Source organism: Pseudomonas sp. PDM21 (genome assembly GCF_014852505.2).
Classification (GTDB): domain Bacteria; phylum Pseudomonadota; class Gammaproteobacteria; order Pseudomonadales; family Pseudomonadaceae; genus Pseudomonas.
In genome coordinates this window covers 4668977-4684314 of record NZ_CM181223.1, presented here as the reverse complement: position 1 = coordinate 4684314, position 15338 = coordinate 4668977, and the positions used below count along the sequence as shown (strand labels likewise).

Here is a 15338-nt window from a genome sequence, read left to right as displayed (position 1 = left end):
CGCCTTGCTATCTCCGTGTTGGATATTCACATCAACGGAGAACTCCGATGGCTGTCGCCCCGGATATTTTATTGACGTCGACGCCTGACACCCGGCCCAAGGCGGCGCTCTCCAAGTCTGCGCAAAGTTCGTCGAACAGCAGCAGCGACAAGGGTTCCAGCTTTGCGGACGTCTACGCCAAGGAGCAGCGGCCAGCCGCCAGCGAGCGCGCCGACAAACCGGTAAAGGCGAAGAACGACAAGCCGCGGGACAGTGCCGACAAGGACACCGCGAGCAAGGACTCCACCGCGCCGGCTGCCGCTGACCAGCCAAAGGTTGCCGAGGACGGCAAGGCCTTGCCGGCCGATGGCGCCAGCAAGGCGGACGAGAAGGTAACGGATACCCAGACCAGTCCCGACGCGACCCTCGACCCGCTGCTGATGCTCGGCATGACCGGCCAACTGCCGGAGCCCGAAGCGCCGCCGCTGGTGGTCAGCACCGGCACCAGTCCGCTCACCGATGCCAGCAGCGATGGCGATCTGCAGAAGCTCAACGAGATTCCGGGGGTGAACCTGACGCTCGCCGTGGGCGCCGACGACCAGGCCCAGCAGGCGCAGCAGACCCAGCTCACCGGTCATCTCGGCGCCAAGGCGGGGGACAAGTCACTGGATGCCAGCGGCAAGAACGATCTGTCCGCCGCCCTCGCTGCACTGACCTCGGACTCGACGGCCAAGGGCTCCGAAACCAAGCTCGCTGAAGGCGCATTGAAAGATGGCGCCGACCTCACCCAGCAACTGGCGGACGTGCAGACCGACGCCAAGCCGGAGATGCCGCGCAACGAGGCCTTTGCCGCACGCCTGGAGTCGCTGACGCAGGCGCTGAACACGCCGCAGGCCATGACCAGTCGCCCGGTGAACCCGCTGGTGCCGGGGCAGGCGGTGTCCGTGCAGCAGAACGGCTGGACTGATCAGGTGGTGGACCGGGTGATGTGGATGTCCTCGCAGAATCTCAAGTCGGCCGAGATCCAGATGGACCCGGCCAACCTCGGCCGCCTGGAAGTGCGCATCCACATGACCGGCGACCAGACCCAGGTGAACTTCGTCAGCGCCAACGCCAACGTCCGCGAAGCGCTGGACAGCCAGCAGCACCGTCTGCGCGAGATGTTCAACCAGCAGGGCATGCAACTGGACGTGAACGTTTCCGACCAGTCCGCCCGTGGCTGGCAGCAACAGCAGCAGGGCGACGGCCGTGGCAGCTCGCGGAGCGTGGCGGGTAGTGGCAGCGGTGACGATGAGCCGATGCTCAGTGGCATGTCCGAGATCCGCCCGCAGACGGCGGCGCAGGGCAGGGGATTGGTGGATTACTACGCGTGATCCCCGCGGGCTTCATGGGGCGTAGAACGGACAGCGTTTTACGCCCCATACCCCGATTAGCTGGCATCGACTGAAATTTCTCTTCGCTCCCCGTGACATCCTCCGTCTAGCCTGTAATATCCGCGGCGTCGCCAGTAGGACTCTTCCAAACTGGCACAGCCCTTGCTGCTACCCCGGTATCAGCGCTTCGCGCCGCAAAAGTGACGGATTATTGGCATGGCCAAGAAAGAACAGACGCCTTCTCTCCCCGATGGCCAGGCGCCCGGCAAGGGCAAGCTGAAGCTCATCATCATCATCGTGCTGGCTTTCCTGCTGGCGGTGGGTGCGTCGGTGGGCGGTACCTGGTTCTTCCTGCACAAGAGCGCCAAGCCCGACGAAGCCCAAGCCAAGGCCGCGGAACACGCCGAGCCGACGAAGAAGCAGGCGGTCTACGAGATTCTCGCGCCGTCCTTCGTGGTCAACTTCAACCAGAACGGCCGCCAGCGCTATCTTCAGGTAGCCGTTGCCCTGATGGGCCGCGACCAGGCGCAGATGGATGCCCTGCGCGAGCAGATGCCGCTGGTGCGCAACCAGCTGGTGATGCTGTTCTCCAGCCAGAATTTCGACAATCTGGTGACTCCGGTCGGCAAGGAGATGCTTCGTCAGCAGGCCACGTCCAGTCTTCAGGAACTGGCGAAGAAGGCGACCGGTCAGTTGACCGTGGAGCAAGTGCTTTTCACCAACTTCGTATTGCAGTAGGTACCCGCCATGGCCATGCAGGATCTACTTTCCCAGGACGAGATCGACGCGCTGTTGCACGGCGTCGACGACGGCCTGGTGGAAACCGAGTCCGACGTCGAGCCGGGGGCGATCAAGTCCTACGACCTGACCAGTCAGGACCGTATCGTCCGGGGTCGCATGCCGACCCTGGAGATGATCAACGAGCGATTCGCCCGTTATACCCGCATCAGCATGTTCAACCTGCTGCGCCGCTCGGCGGATGTCGCCGTGGGCGGCGTGCAGGTGATGAAGTTCGGCGAGTACGTGCACTCGCTGTACGTACCCACCAGCCTCAACCTGGTGAAGATGAAGCCGCTGCGCGGTACCGCGCTGTTCATCCTCGACGCCAAGCTGGTGTTCAAGCTGGTGGACAATTTCTTCGGCGGTGACGGTCGTCACGCCAAGATCGAGGGCCGCGAGTTCACCCCCACCGAGCTGCGGGTGGTGCGCATGGTCATCGAGCAGGCCTTCGTCGATCTCGCCGAGGCCTGGCATGCGGTGATGCCGATCAACTTCGAGTACGTGAACTCCGAGGTGAACCCGGCGATGGCCAACATCGTCAGCCCCAGCGAAGTGGTGGTGGTCTCCACCTTCCACATCGAGCTGGACGGCGGCGGCGGCGACCTGCACATCACCCTGCCGTACGCGATGATCGAGCCGATCCGCGAGATGCTCGATGCCGGCTTCCAGTCCGACGTGGACGATCAGGACGAGCGCTGGATCAACGCCCTGCGCGAAGACATCCTCGACGTCAGCGTGCCGGTGGGGGCCACTGTCGTGCGCCGCCAGCTCAAGCTGCGCGACATCCTGCACATGCAGCCGGGCGACGTGATCCCGGTGGAGCTGCCCGAATACATGATCATGCGCGCCAACGGCGTGCCTTCCTTCAAGGTCAAGCTGGGTTCGCACAAGGGCAACCTGGCCTTGCAGATTCTCGATCCCCTCGAGCGCTTGCGCTGAGCGGATCCCACGAGGACCCACCATGTCTGACGAAGAAAACGTGACTCCCGAAGAACAGGCGCTGGCTGATGAGTGGGCTGCGGCCCTCTCCGAATCCGGTGATGCCAACCAGGACGACATCGACGCGATGATGGCCGGCGCTGCGGCTCCGGCCGTGCCCGCCGCACCGCGCGCACCGATGGAAGAGTTCGGCATGGCGCCCAAGACGCCGATGATCGCCGGGCTGGAAGGCCCCAACCTGGATGTAATCCTGGATATTCCGGTGACCATTTCCATGGAGGTCGGCCATACCGACATCAACATCCGCAACCTGCTGCAGCTCAACCAGGGCTCGGTAATCGAACTCGATCGCCTGGCCGGCGAGCCACTGGACGTGCTGGTCAATGGCACCCTGATCGCTCATGGCGAAGTGGTGGTGGTGAACGAGAAGTTCGGCATCCGCCTCACCGACGTGATCAGCCCCAGCGAACGCATCAAGAAGCTGCGCTGACATGGGCCGCCTGCTTGCGAATCCCCGTCTGCTCTCCAGCGTAGGCGCCCTCCCGCTGCTGGGGCTGTCGCTCTTCGCCCTGGGAGAGGAGGCCAAGGCACCGGCATCCAATCCGGCCATCGTCCACGCCAGTTCCACGCCGAGCATCATCACCGGCAGCGCCGGCGCGCAACTGATGCAGTTGCTGCTGGGCCTGGTGCTGGTGGTCGGGCTGATCTTCCTGCTGGCCTGGCTGGTGCGTCGCGTGCAGCAGGTCGTGCCGCGCGGCAACCAGGCGATCCGCCTGATTTCCAGCCAGTCCCTCGGCCCGCGTGATCGGCTGGTGCTGGTGCAGGTGGGCGAGGAGCAGGTGCTGCTGGGCCTGACGCCCGGACGCATCACCCCGCTGCACGTCATGCGCCAGCCAGTGCATGCTGCCGAATCGGAACCGGCGCAGCCGGAATTCGCCCAGCGCCTGCTGGAATTGCTGAACAAGGACAAGGGCCGCCCGCAGTGACCCGTTCGCCGAACCTCTCCGCTCTGATCGGTGCGCTCAAGGCAGTCGCGCCGCTGCTCCTGGGCCTGCTGGCGCTGATGGCGCCGCAGGCCTTCGCCGCCGATCCGACGCAGCTGACGGCGATCACCGTGACCACCAACCCGCAGGGGCAGCAGGAATACTCGGTCAGCCTGCAGATCCTGCTGATCATGACCGCGCTGAGTTTCATCCCGGCGTTCGTCATGCTGATGACCAGCTTCACCCGGATCATCATCGTCTTCTCCATCCTGCGCCAGGCGCTGGGCCTGCAGAGCACGCCGTCGAACCAGGTGCTGATCGGCCTCGCCATGTTCCTCACCCTGTTCGTCATGGCGCCGGTGTTCGACAAGATCAACACGACTGCGCTGCAGCCTTACCTGAGCGAGCAGATCCCCGCGCAGGAAGCGATTACCCGCGCGGAAGTGCCGCTCAAGGCCTTCATGCTGGCGCAGACCCGGCAGTCGGACCTGGAACTGTTCGTGCGGCTGTCCAAGCGAACCGACATCGCCAGCGCCGACGCCACGCCCCTGACCATCCTGGTGCCGGCGTTCGTCACTTCGGAGTTGAAGACGGCGTTCCAGATCGGTTTCATGATCTTCATTCCGTTCCTGATCATCGACCTGGTGGTGTCCAGCGTCCTGATGGCGATGGGCATGATGATGCTCTCGCCGCTGATCATCTCGTTGCCGTTCAAGATCATGCTGTTCGTCCTGGTGGACGGCTGGGCATTGATCATCGGCACGCTCGCCGGCAGTTTCGGGACGGTCTAGCGATGAACCCCTCTGCTGAACGACAGGAGCAGCCATGACCCCCGAAGTCGCCGTCGACCTGTTCCGTGAAGCGCTCTGGCTGACCGCCGTGATGGTCGGCATCCTGGTGCTGCCCAGCCTGCTGGTGGGCCTGATCGTGGCGATGTTCCAGGCCGCCACGCAGATCAACGAGCAGACCCTGAGCTTCCTGCCGCGCCTGCTGGTGGTGCTGCTCACCCTCATCGTGCTGGGACCCTGGCTGCTGCGGCAACTGATGGAATACACCCAGTCGCTGATCACCAGCATCCCGACGCTGATCGGCTGATGCTCGAGCTCAGCAACGCGCAGATCGGCGGCTGGATCGGGGCCTTCCTGTTCCCGCTGTTCCGCATCGCCGCGATGTTGATGGTGATGCCGATCATCGGCACCCAACTGGTGCCGACCCGCGTGCGCCTGTACCTGGCCGTGGCCATCGCGGTAGCGCTGACGCCCAACCTGCCACCGATGCCGCAGGTGGATGCGCTGAGCCTCAAGGCGATGGTCTACATCGCCCAGGAAATCCTCGTCGGCGCCATGCTCGGCTTTGTCCTGCAGCTGATGTTCCACGCCTTCGTCATTTCCGGGCAGATCATCTCGATGCAGATGGGCCTGGGCTTCGCGTCCATGGTCGATCCCACCAACGGCATCTCGGTACCGGTGCTGGGGCAGTTCTTCACCATGCTGGTGACCCTGCTGTTCCTCTCCATGAACGGCCACCTGGTGGTCTTCGAGGTGCTGGCGGAAAGCTTTACCACACTGCCGGTGGGCGAGGGGCTGTCGAGCAACCACTTCATCACGGTGGCCGGCAAGCTCGGCTGGGTCCTGGGCGCAGGCCTGATGATCGCCTTGCCGGCGATTACCGCGCTGCTGGTGGTCAACCTGGCGTTCGGCGCGATGACCCGCGCGGCGCCGCAGCTGAACATCTTCTCGATCGGTTTCCCGCTCACCCTGATCATGGGCTTCGTCATTGTCTGGATTGGCAGTGCCGAGATTCTCACCCAGTACCAGGCGCTGGCCAGTGAGGGCCTGCGCCTGCTTCGCGAACTCGTGGGGGCCCGCTGATGGCCGAGAACGACAGTAGCGAAGACAAGACAGAGGAACCTACCGAGAAACGGCGCCGCGACGCGCGCGAGAAGGGCCAGCTCCCTCGGTCCAAGGAGCTTAATACCCTGGCCGTGCTCCTGGCCGGCGCCGGGGCCTTGCTGATGTTCGGCGCCAGCCTGGCCGATGCGCTGATGCGCCTGATGCGCGGCAGTTTCGAGCTGGACCGCGCCACGGTGATGAACAGCGAGAGCATGCTCAACCTGCTGATCGCCGGCGGCAAGATCGGCGCCGATGCGATCTGGCCGATCCTCGCGGTGCTGCTGATCGCGGCGCTGGTCGGTCCGGTTGCGCTGGGCGGCTGGCTGTTCTCCGCCGAGGCGCTGGCGCCCAAGTTCAGCCGGATGAACCCGCTGGCCGGGCTCAAGCGCATGTTCTCGCTGCGCTCGCTGACCGAGTTGCTGAAGGCCCTGGCCAAGTTCGTGCTGGTGCTGATCGTGGCGGTCCTGGTGCTCAAGTCCGACCAGGACGACCTGCTGGCCATCTCCCACGAGCCGCTGGAACAGGCGATGGTGCACAGCGCCCGGATTGTCGGCTGGAGCGCCTTCTGGCTGGCCTGCAGCATCATATTCATCGCCGCCGCGGACGTGCCCTTCCAGCTCTGGGACAACCGCAAGAAACTGATGATGACCAAGCAGGAGGTCAAGGACGAGTACAAGGACTCCGAGGGCAAGCCGGAGGTCAAGGCCAAGGTTCGCCAGATGCAGCGCGAGATGGCCAACCGGCGGATGATGCAGGCGGTGCCCGAAGCCGACGTCATCATCACCAACCCGACGCACTTCGCCGTGGCCCTGAAATACGACGCGGAGAAGGGCGGGGCGCCCAGACTGCTGGCCAAGGGCAACGACTTCATGGCGCTGAAGATTCGCGAGATCGCCCAGGAGCACAAGGTCACGGTGCTCGAATCGCCGGCGCTGGCGCGGGCGGTTTACTACTCTACCGAACTCGACCACGAGATTCCCGCCGGCCTCTACCTCGCCGTGGCCCAGGTGCTGGCCTACGTCTACCAGCTCAAGCAGTACCGCTCCGGCAAGGGCAAGCGCCCGGGACCGATGCCGGACCTGCCGATTCCGCCGGATTTGCGGCGCGACGAGTGATTTCGCCAGTGCATTTGCGCGGTGTGATTCAATCCGGAGAGCAACAGCTTAAGTCGTGCTGGCATTACTTCGGACTTCGCTATCGACGCCTTACTGCAATATTGGACAACTATTGGCAGCATCCAGCAATGCCGTGCGGTAATTCACGTAGGTTTCTTGATTGTAGGGTATGGCAGTGATGGCGAAGCTGGATTTCCCAGGATGGTCAATTAACTGGTCAAGAATAATTGCCCAAGCACGACCGGAATGGTCGATTAATAGATCAAATGTATGGTATCTAATGTCGCTGTTATCATCTAAAGCAGAGTATAGATAGCGTAGATTTTTATACCAATCGTGAGTTTTGGTGATGGCCTTCAGAGCCTCTCTGGCAGATTGCTCATCCGATTTGTTTAGATTAAACATGTTGGTGAAAGGTAGCTCTCCTGCATTTTTCAACTCAAGCAGTGGCGCAGATAGTGGCTTGCGGCTTATTAATCGGCGATATTTGCAATAGAATACCCATTGGCCAGTTTTTACATGGTCATCTGCGTAGATTACTACGCCGTTCCCTAGGTCATGTTTGTAAACGCTCGTCACTGCCTTAAGCTCGTGGTAGGCGATGATCAACAGCAGAGGGAGCAAAACTATAAAGGCAATCCAGAAACCTTTGCTTCGGTAAGAACTCAAGGTTTTCTCCAAGTGCTTCAATTGTTATGGGACTTGAGCGGATCGGAGAAGAGCGCCGGTTGAGTCGATCAGTCGGCGCCCTGGTAATTATTGAGATTTGGAACAGCTCTTGATAGCCATTTCTAATGCTTTTTCGTAATCTACATAGGTCTCAGCGGTATAGGGCTCAGCAGTTATCTCAATGCTTGGCATATTCTTGTTGTTGAGCCAATGGCGAACCTTCAAAATCCATGTTCTCCCATTGTGTTTTATTAATAGGTTAAATACATGAACGTTTAGGGTGCTGTATGTGTTCATTCCTGAGTAGGCGTATCTCAGATTTCTGTACCAATTTTCTTCTTTTAATTCTTCGTTGATGGCTGCCTTGGCCTGCTCTTTTTCGGGTTTTGTAAGGAGGTGCATATCGCCGATGGAATAGTATTTAGGATCTACCATGGGGGCGGCAGTGGGGTGCGGTTTATTAAACGTGAGTAGGTGCAGTCGAAAACCCATTGGCCGGTTTTTACATAGTCATTGGCATAGATTGCTACGCCGTTCCCCATGTCCGTTTTATAAGCGCTCGTCATTACCTTAATTCCGTAGCGAGCAGTCATCAGTAGAGTGGAAGAAAATATGACTAAGGCTATCCAGAAGCCTTTACTTCGGTAAGGTATCAAGGAGTTCTCATTTATAATGGTTTTGTCAAGTTGACGAGTGGGATTAGGCCGACTCCAGACTCTGGGGGCAGCGCCTCGGTAGAAGGTGGTGCACCCAGGCTTTTACGTTGTGCCTCTTACTGTGGAATGGGACAGCTCTTCGCGGCCATTTGCAGGGCCTTGGAATGGTCGACATAAGTTTTAGGGTCGTACGGCTTGGCTGTTATATCGAAGCTCGACGTGCCGTCGTAGTCAATTTCTTGCCAGACTCTAAATCCCCATCGCTTTCCGTAATTATCACCAAGTAGCCCAAAGACATGACTGCTCAAGTCACTGCTTTCGCCTAGAACAGAGTATCTATAGTTTAGTTTCTTATACCATTCGGGAGTTGTTATGAGATCGTTGATTGCTTTTTTTGCAAGTTTCTTGTCAGTTTCATTAAGGTCATGCATTTCGCCGGTAGTTATTTTTGGGGATTTCTCGAAGTCCATAATTGGTACGGGTAGTGGTTCTCGACTTATAAGTCTAGAGTGGCCGCAGTGGAAAACCCATTTGCCAGTTTTTACATATTCATCAGCGTATATTGCTACCCCGTTCCCTAAGTCTGTTTTGTATGTGCTGGTCATGACGTTGTATCCGTAGCGGAGTGCCGCTGCTAGTGGCAAGAGTAAAATTATGATTAAAATCCAGAGTGTCTTACTTTGCGATGAACTCAAGGTGACCTCCTGGTACCCCAAGCGGGGTGTCGCCCGATATCACAGGATTGAGAGCTCCAGTTTTTTGGTACGTAAAGTCGAACTCATCATTATTGTCCTTGCGTTCCCTTCTTAAGAGATTCCATTTCTTGCACCACTCCTGCCCGGGAACTGAGCTGTCAGTGATCCCACAAAGATCACCCATGCGACGTTCCTCGAACGTCCCCCAGGTGTTCCTGTAATCCGAGCGACGAACATAGGCGCGTACCTTGACCCGTAAATGGTTGGCCAGCAGTTGCGCGAGGCTCTCATTGGTCTGCGGGAAGAACTGGATGGCTTCTTCGATAGGGTAATCAGGGCGATTGCCCATGCCGGTGCGGCAGGCGTAGCTGTCAATTCGGGCGGTGGGGGAGAATGCTTGCGGTGAGAGCTTGCTGTAGTTCAGAACGTCGAGGGACATCTGATAGTCGTCGGTGGTGTGATAACCGAACGCAACCCGGTGCGGCACACCATGGCTAAAGAGGGATAGCTGCTTGATGGGCGATTGCTTTCGGTCCTTGCCACTGTTCAGGTAGTCAATCAGTTCAACGGCATTCGTGACGGTGACCACGCTTGCTCCATAGGCTTCGGCAGAGCTGCGCGCCGCACTGAGCATGGTGCCGTTATAGGCCGGGGTGAACAGCACTAGCGTCCGCATCATCGCCGGCTGGCTGCGCTTGAACTCCCCCAGTTCACGAACGGCCTGGCCGATGAACATCATCTTGTTGCCCGAAGCGTTATCGTGCTGGCTGCCGGCAACGGCGATCAGCTCGGGAGTCTGGGGGCCTTTTTCAGTGGCTTCCGGCTTTTCAGTTGCGGTGAGCGTCTGGTTGGATTTTGCCGGAGCGTTGGGCGATGAGGTCAGGGAGTGGCTCGACTGGTTGGCTGCCTTAATGGGCTCAGCGACCTTGCTCAAGGACATTGGCCCCAGCGGAGCGATGATTCGATTGCTCCCATGTGGACAGCCGCAACTGACGATATTGCCGTCCACAGCACAGAGTGCACCGTCCCATTTGTTCCTGGGGTCGCCTTCGGCGACGACTCCCTCCCGGCCACATCTGGGGCAGGTGGTGGTTGGGTCTCCCATTCGGACGATGCCTCGGGAGAGGCTCGTCGCGGAGTACGTCAAGGTGCTGATCAGGGTCGCGCCCGAGGTTGTCTTGTCACCGTCCAGGGCCTGACCGCGCCCATAGATTTCCGGGCGGCTCATCGCTGAGCTTCCGAGCCTGGAAGGAAGTCGCCGGGCCAGGTGTGCCCCTTGCGGAGGACAAGGACGGCGCAGCCTTGCGGGGTGTTGACGATTTCGTCGCCGTTGTCCAGCAGGCTGCCAACCAGGGCAAGGTTGGAATAGCTCTGGCCTGCGCCTGTCACGATATGGGCAATGCTTCCATCCGGATATTCGACCAGGTCCCCGATGATGGTGGCAGAGACTTTTTCGCCATCGGCAAGCGTGAAGTTCACTGGCGAACTCCCTCTGACGATTCTTCCACCCAGTCGGCTCTGGCTACCTTCGGTGGCAAGCCGGCGAATACCTGCCGCCGGATGCGTGAGCAGCCGCGATTGGCTCTGGCGTATCGTTTCGAGTTCCGCTGGATGGAAAGAAGCGAGTTGCTCCTCTGAAAAAGGCAACTCATCCAGCTTGCGCAACAATGCTTCGGTTGTCTCGTTGGTGTAATAAATGCGGGGGCTTGGTGTGTGAGTCATACCGTTCTCCTGATTGAGCAGTGCGCTGATTTCCCTACTCCGGGGAATGCAGGCGGAGCCCAGAACGCTATCAATGGTGATATGGGCGCGGCTGTCGGAAGTGGCCGAGGTTGCTGTGCTAATCGGGATTTCAGTTGGAGATACTGGGAGGGTTGAGACGCGAAAGCTGCGTAGGACTGTGGGGCGATATTCCGGCTGGACCTGCCGATCCCGCCGGACCTGCGCCGGGACGAGTGACCCGCAGGCTCCGCCCGTGCAGTAGGATGGTCGGCCTGCGTCCGGCGTCGAAGGCTCCGGGCGGCCTGTTCAGCCAAGGAAACGTTTCATGCTTCGGGATTCCTTCGCCGGCCTGCGCTTCGCGTTCTGGCTCTTGCTCTGCCTCTTCACCTGCGTCCAGCCCGTCTGGGCCGACGCGCCCGCCGATGGTGGCGTGCTGCTGCCGCTGAGCGAGCGTGTGGTGGACGTCACTGGCACCCTCGACCCCGCCGCCAAGGCGCGCCTGATCGACAAGCTCAAGGCTCTGGAGGACCGGCGTGGTGCGCAGATCGCCGTGGTGATGCTGCCGACGGTGGGCAAGATGGGCATTGAGGCCTTCTCCAACAAGCTGTTCGACCTCTGGAAGCTCGGCCGCAAGGGCGTGGACGACGGTGTGCTGGTGGTGGTGGCGAAGGACGATCACCTGATGCGCATCGAGGTCGGCTATGGCCTGGAAGGCGCGATTCCCGACGTGCTGGCCGGGCGCATCATCCGCGAGCGCATGGCGCCGGCCTTCCGCGAGGGCGATTTCGCTGGCGGTATCGATTCGGCGGTGGATGCGCTGATCCTGCTGGTCGATGGCGAGGTGCTGCCGGAGCCCGCCTCCGAACCCTTGCGCTTGCCGCTGGAAGCCTGGCTGTTGCTGGCGTCCTTTGTGGCCGGTGGCGTGGGTGGCGTGCTGCTGGCCGCACGGCGGATGGGCTGGCGCGGCGCACTGGCGTTTTGCGCGGTGGTGGTCGTGCTGGTGGCCATATTGTCCGGCGGCAAGGATGCCCTGGGAGTGGTTGCCGTCACGCCAATCTGCCTGCTGGTCGGCGGCGCTACCTTCGGTGCGCTGTGGACGGCTCGGGTGGTGTTCTACGGCGTGCTGGGGCTGATTGCCTACTGCATCCTGCTCGGTTTCCTGACGCCGCGCTTCGGCGGCCTGCTCTGGGTCTATGCGCTGGCTGCTCCGCTGGCGGTGCTGATGGTCATCGGCCTCTGGTGGCTGCTGATCTCGATGATGCGCGACGTCTGGCGCGGACCTCGCAAGGGGCGCAAAGGGCGCAAGACCGCCAAGGCGCCGGCCGGGCACAAGGCCTTCTACTGGCGCCTGGCGATATTCCTCGGCCTGTACCTGCTGATCGGTTTCTTCGCCGGTGCTCCGGCGGCTCCGCTGAACTGGCTGCTGGTGCTGCCGTTCATGTGCCTGCCGGGGCTGGTAGTGTTCGCGGCGGGGCAGGGCGGCGCGGGCGGCAGCTCGGGCTCCGGCGGCAGTTCGTCCAGCGGGTCGTCCGGCGGCAGTTCGGGCGGTGGGTTCTCCGGTGGCGGTGGTTCCAGTGGCGGAGGCGGTGCCTCCGGGAGCTGGTGACCGGCCTAAAGACAGGGGAACCTTTCGCCGGGAGTTGCCGGTCGAACCTTCGACGCGAGGGCGCCAGCCTTCGTGCGCCGGGGCACTGAGCGGAGAAGGGCGATGAGCGAAGCGAGACACTTCAGGATGCTGGCGATGGCGGTGGGCGTCGGACTGTGCGGCGCCTGCGCACCCGATACACCGGTGACGCAGTACCGCCTGCAGGTCTGTGGCACCCAGCACGAAGCGCAGGTGACCGATCGCTGGTGGGGCTCGCTGTATGTCGCCCAGCTCAGCGGTGACAACCAGCTGGTGGTTGGCGTGCCTCTGGCGGTGCAGGGAGAGGGCGGCCACCCGGCGACGCTCACCGCGCAGTTCCACCTGACCACTGCGCAGGACCAGTTGCGCCTGGATCCTTCGAAGCTCTCCGGTCGCTACGCCATAGGCCCCCAGCGCGAGGGTCGGGCAAGGCTGGGTGAGGGCGCGGCGGTACTGTTCCAGGAGGTGCCCGAGGATGCCTTGCGCGCCGGTCATGGCGAGCTGGTGATCGACCGCGTGGAGATCGTCCGCAGCGAAGACGACACCGAGTACGGCGTGATGTCCGGCCACTACCGATTCGAGGCGCGCAGCGACGCCAACCAGTCCACCTGCGCGGTGGCGGGCAGCTTCAAGGACGGTACTTTCAAACTGGTGAAAGACAGTTCCTGAAGCGTTTCGAAGAAGTTGGAACGCTTCCTGCAAAACCCTGTGCGGATGCCCGGTTGGGCGTCAAAAGTTTGATCCGGTGGCCGGCTCGGTCACCAACGCGCAGGGGAAATTCGGGTGGATCGTACGCAACTGATCGGCACTGTTCGCAGCAATCTGGTAGGGCTCAGCCGGGGCAACCTCGGCGTGCCGCTGCTGTTGCTCGCCATGCTGGCGATGATGACCCTGCCCATCCCGCCGTTCCTGCTGGATGTGCTGTTCACCTTCAACATCGCCCTGTCCATCGTGGTCCTGCTGGTCAGCGTTTACGCCCTGCGCCCGCTGGACTTCGCCGTGTTCCCGACCATCCTGCTGGTCGCCACGCTTTTGCGCCTGGCGCTGAACGTCGCATCCACCCGCGTCGTGCTGCTGCACGGCCACGACGGCCACGCGGCTGCGGGCAAGGTGATCCAGGCATTCGGCGAGGTGGTGATCGGCGGCAACTACGTCGTCGGTATCGTGGTTTTCGCGATCCTCATGATCATCAACTTCGTGGTGGTCACCAAGGGTGCCGGGCGTATCTCCGAGGTGAGCGCGCGTTTCACCCTCGACGCCATGCCCGGCAAGCAGATGGCCATCGACGCCGACCTCAACGCCGGCCTGATCGAGCAGGCGGAAGCCAAGAAGCGCCGCGCTGAAGTGGCCCAGGAAGCCGACTTCTACGGTTCGATGGATGGTGCCAGCAAGTTCGTCCGCGGTGACGCCGTCGCCGGCCTGCTGATCCTCTTCATCAACCTCATCGGTGGCGTGGCCATCGGCATGATCCAGCACTCGATGAGCTTCGGCGACGCCGGCAAGGTCTACGCCCTGCTGACCATCGGTGACGGCCTGGTGGCGCAACTGCCCTCGCTGCTGCTGTCCACCGCTGCCGCGATCATGGTGACCCGTGTCTCCAGCTCCGAGGACATGGGCCAGCAGGTCAATCGCCAGATGTTCGCCTCGCCCAAGGCGCTGGCGATCTCTGCCGCCATCCTGATCGCCATGGGCCTGGTCCCCGGCATGCCGCACGTCTCCTTCGTGGGCCTGGGTGGCCTGGCCGCTGCTGGCGCGTACCTGATCTGGCACCGCCAGCGCCAGGCCAGCCAGAAGGCCGAGCAGGAAGCCCAGACCCAGCAGGAACTGCTGCCGGCACAGCGCGCCGAGCAGACCAAGGAGCTGGGCTGGGACGACGTGACCCCGGTGGACATGGTCGGCCTGGAGGTAGGCTACCGCCTGATTCCGCTGGTGGACCGCAACCAGGGTGGACAGCTGCTGGCGCGGATCAAGGGCGTGCGCAAGAAGCTGTCCCAGGACCTCGGCTTCCTGATGCCTTCGGTACATATCCGCGACAACCTTGACCTGTTGCCCAACGCCTATCGTTTGACGCTCATGGGCGTCAGCGTGGCGGAAGCCGAGATCTACCCGGACCGCGATCTGGCGATCAACCCCGGCCAGGTGTTCGGCACCCTCAACGGCATCGCCGGCAAGGACCCGGCCTTCGGCCTGGAGGCCGTGTGGGTCGAGGCCTCGCAGCGTGATCAGGCGCAATCGCTGGGCTACACCGTGGTCGATGCCAGCACCGTGGTCGCCACCCACCTCAACCAGGTGCTGCACAAGCATGCCCACGAGTTGCTGGGTCACGAGGAAGTCCAGCAACTGATGCAACTGCTGGCCAAGACTTCGCCCAAGCTTGCCGAAGAGCTGGTGCCGGGGATGATTTCCCTGTCGACGCTGCTCAAGGTCCTTCAGGCGTTGCTGCAGGAACAGGTGCCGGTACGTGACATCCGTACCATCGCGGAAGCCATCGCCAACGTGGCGGTGAAGAGTCAAGATCCCGCCGCGATGGTGGCAGCGGTTCGTGTCGCGCTGTCCCGCGCAATCGTGCAAACCATTGTGGGACTAGAGCCGGAGCTGCCTGTGATCACTCTGGAACCCAGGTTGGAACAGATATTGCTCAATAGTCTTCAGAAGGCCGGACAGGGCTCCGAAGAAGGCATGTTGCTGGAACCCGGAATGGCCGAAAAGCTGCAACGCTCGATGGTTGAAGCGGCGCAGCGTCAGGAGATGCTCGGCAAGCCGGCGATTCTGCTGGTGGCAGGTCCCATCCGCGCGATGATGTCGCGATTCGCCCGGATGGCGGTTCCCACCATGAACGTGCTGGCTTACCAGGAAATCCCCGACAACAAACAAGTCACGATCGTTGCCACTGTTGGGCAGAATTGATTGA

The 15338-nt window shown here is 61.6% G+C and carries 17 protein-coding genes; 12 read left to right on the top strand and 5 right to left on the bottom strand.

The features are described from left to right. Positions 1–47: 47 nt before the first annotated feature. The 9 genes from IB275_RS21470 (at position 48) to flhB (ending at position 7061) form a co-directional block, all read left to right on the top strand. Entirely contained in the window at positions 48–1352 is a 1305-nt protein-coding gene (locus IB275_RS21470) for a flagellar hook-length control protein FliK (protein WP_192291004.1), read from the top strand. 216 nt (positions 1353–1568) lie between these two features. Beyond that, positions 1569–2090 carry a flagellar basal body-associated protein FliL gene (gene fliL / locus IB275_RS21465; protein WP_192291002.1) on the top strand — a complete coding sequence of 174 codons (522 nt, stop codon included), beginning with the start codon at positions 1569–1571 and terminating at the stop codon, positions 2088–2090. Positions 2091–2099: 9 nt separating this feature from the next. Further along, positions 2100–3071 carry a flagellar motor switch protein FliM gene (gene fliM, locus IB275_RS21460; RefSeq protein WP_045212074.1) on the top strand — a complete coding sequence of 324 codons (972 nt, stop codon included), beginning with the start codon at positions 2100–2102 and terminating at the stop codon, positions 3069–3071. Positions 3072–3093: 22 nt separating this feature from the next. Further along, on the top strand, positions 3094–3561 hold the full coding sequence (fliN, locus tag IB275_RS21455) for a flagellar motor switch protein FliN (RefSeq protein ID WP_138215080.1): 468 nt from the start codon (positions 3094–3096) through the stop codon (positions 3559–3561). A 1-nt stretch (position 3562) separates the two neighbouring features. Then, complete coding sequence (fliO, locus tag IB275_RS21450) at positions 3563–4057, top strand: flagellar biosynthetic protein FliO (protein WP_138215079.1); 495 nt, start codon at positions 3563–3565, stop codon at positions 4055–4057. Positions 4058–4134: 77 nt separating this feature from the next. Further along, positions 4135–4845 (top strand): flagellar type III secretion system pore protein FliP, encoded by a 711-nt coding sequence (gene fliP, locus IB275_RS21445; RefSeq protein WP_156160422.1) that lies wholly within the window; start codon positions 4135–4137, stop codon positions 4843–4845. A 34-nt stretch (positions 4846–4879) separates the two neighbouring features. Further along, entirely contained in the window at positions 4880–5149 is a 270-nt protein-coding gene (fliQ, locus tag IB275_RS21440) for a flagellar biosynthesis protein FliQ (protein ID WP_045212070.1), read from the top strand. Further along, on the top strand, positions 5149–5925 hold the full coding sequence (gene fliR / locus IB275_RS21435; RefSeq protein WP_192290998.1) for a flagellar biosynthetic protein FliR: 777 nt from the start codon (positions 5149–5151) through the stop codon (positions 5923–5925). The genes fliQ and fliR overlap by 1 nt, the downstream gene beginning before the upstream one ends. Next, positions 5925–7061, top strand: coding sequence for a flagellar biosynthesis protein FlhB (flhB, locus tag IB275_RS21430; RefSeq protein ID WP_138215076.1), 1137 nt, complete (start codon positions 5925–5927; stop codon positions 7059–7061). Before fliR ends, flhB begins: the two co-directional genes overlap by 1 nt. A 90-nt stretch (positions 7062–7151) precedes the next feature. Here the strand turns inward: flhB and IB275_RS21425 are convergent, their stop codons facing one another. From IB275_RS21425 to IB275_RS21405, 5 genes are all read right to left on the bottom strand, one after another. Continuing rightward, the gene (locus IB275_RS21425) at positions 7152–7730 is read right to left on the bottom strand and encodes a hypothetical protein (protein WP_192290996.1); all 579 of its coding nucleotides are present in this window, start codon (positions 7728–7730) and stop codon (positions 7152–7154) included. Positions 7731–7817: 87 nt separating this feature from the next. Further along, positions 7818–8222 carry a hypothetical protein gene (locus IB275_RS21420; RefSeq protein ID WP_192290994.1) on the bottom strand — a complete coding sequence of 135 codons (405 nt, stop codon included), beginning with the start codon at positions 8220–8222 and terminating at the stop codon, positions 7818–7820. Between the two features lie 280 nt (positions 8223–8502). Further along, positions 8503–9081, bottom strand: a complete 579-nt coding sequence (locus tag IB275_RS21415) for a hypothetical protein (protein ID WP_192318820.1) — start codon at positions 9079–9081, stop codon at positions 8503–8505. Further along, a complete protein-coding gene (locus IB275_RS21410; RefSeq protein ID WP_225607675.1) occupies positions 9062–10309 on the bottom strand; it encodes a PAAR domain-containing protein in 1248 nt (415 codons plus the stop codon). Before IB275_RS21410 ends, IB275_RS21415 begins: the two co-directional genes overlap by 20 nt. Further along, positions 10306–10803, bottom strand: a complete 498-nt coding sequence (locus IB275_RS21405) for a hypothetical protein (RefSeq protein ID WP_192290990.1) — start codon at positions 10801–10803, stop codon at positions 10306–10308. The genes IB275_RS21410 and IB275_RS21405 overlap by 4 nt, the downstream gene beginning before the upstream one ends. A 325-nt stretch (positions 10804–11128) precedes the next feature. On the opposite strand from IB275_RS21405, the gene IB275_RS21400 reads away from it, so the two are divergent. The 3 genes from IB275_RS21400 (at position 11129) to flhA (ending at position 15334) form a co-directional block, all read left to right on the top strand. Continuing rightward, complete coding sequence (locus tag IB275_RS21400; protein WP_192290988.1) at positions 11129–12409, top strand: TPM domain-containing protein; 1281 nt, start codon at positions 11129–11131, stop codon at positions 12407–12409. A 102-nt stretch (positions 12410–12511) separates the two neighbouring features. Then, positions 12512–13096, top strand: a complete 585-nt coding sequence (locus IB275_RS21395) for a hypothetical protein (RefSeq protein WP_192290986.1) — start codon at positions 12512–12514, stop codon at positions 13094–13096. A gap of 114 nt (positions 13097–13210) precedes the next feature. Then, positions 13211–15334, top strand: a complete 2124-nt coding sequence (gene flhA / locus IB275_RS21390) for a flagellar biosynthesis protein FlhA (RefSeq protein WP_192290984.1) — start codon at positions 13211–13213, stop codon at positions 15332–15334. Positions 15335–15338: the final 4 nt, after the last annotated feature.

Excerpts from the sequence above, each read along its gene's own strand:
- IB275_RS21470 (WP_192291004.1), top strand. The coding sequence starts at position 48 with ATGGCTGTCGCCCCGGATATTTTATTGACGTCGACGCCTGACACCCGG.
- fliL (WP_192291002.1), top strand. The coding sequence starts at position 1,569 with ATGGCCAAGAAAGAACAGACGCCTTCTCTCCCCGATGGCCAGGCGCCC.
- fliM (WP_045212074.1), top strand. The coding sequence starts at position 2,100 with ATGGCCATGCAGGATCTACTTTCCCAGGACGAGATCGACGCGCTGTTG.
- fliN (WP_138215080.1), top strand. The coding sequence starts at position 3,094 with ATGTCTGACGAAGAAAACGTGACTCCCGAAGAACAGGCGCTGGCTGAT.
- fliO (WP_138215079.1), top strand. The coding sequence starts at position 3,563 with ATGGGCCGCCTGCTTGCGAATCCCCGTCTGCTCTCCAGCGTAGGCGCC.
- fliP (WP_156160422.1), top strand. The coding sequence starts at position 4,135 with ATGGCGCCGCAGGCCTTCGCCGCCGATCCGACGCAGCTGACGGCGATC.
- fliQ (WP_045212070.1), top strand. The coding sequence starts at position 4,880 with ATGACCCCCGAAGTCGCCGTCGACCTGTTCCGTGAAGCGCTCTGGCTG.
- fliR (WP_192290998.1), top strand. The coding sequence starts at position 5,149 with ATGCTCGAGCTCAGCAACGCGCAGATCGGCGGCTGGATCGGGGCCTTC.
- flhB (WP_138215076.1), top strand. The coding sequence starts at position 5,925 with ATGGCCGAGAACGACAGTAGCGAAGACAAGACAGAGGAACCTACCGAG.
- IB275_RS21420 (WP_192290994.1), bottom strand. The coding sequence starts at position 8,222 with ATGGGTTTTCGACTGCACCTACTCACGTTTAATAAACCGCACCCCACT.
- IB275_RS21410 (WP_225607675.1), bottom strand. The coding sequence starts at position 10,309 with ATGAGCCGCCCGGAAATCTATGGGCGCGGTCAGGCCCTGGACGGTGAC.
- IB275_RS21405 (WP_192290990.1), bottom strand. The coding sequence starts at position 10,803 with ATGACTCACACACCAAGCCCCCGCATTTATTACACCAACGAGACAACC.
- IB275_RS21400 (WP_192290988.1), top strand. The coding sequence starts at position 11,129 with ATGCTTCGGGATTCCTTCGCCGGCCTGCGCTTCGCGTTCTGGCTCTTG.
- IB275_RS21395 (WP_192290986.1), top strand. The coding sequence starts at position 12,512 with ATGAGCGAAGCGAGACACTTCAGGATGCTGGCGATGGCGGTGGGCGTC.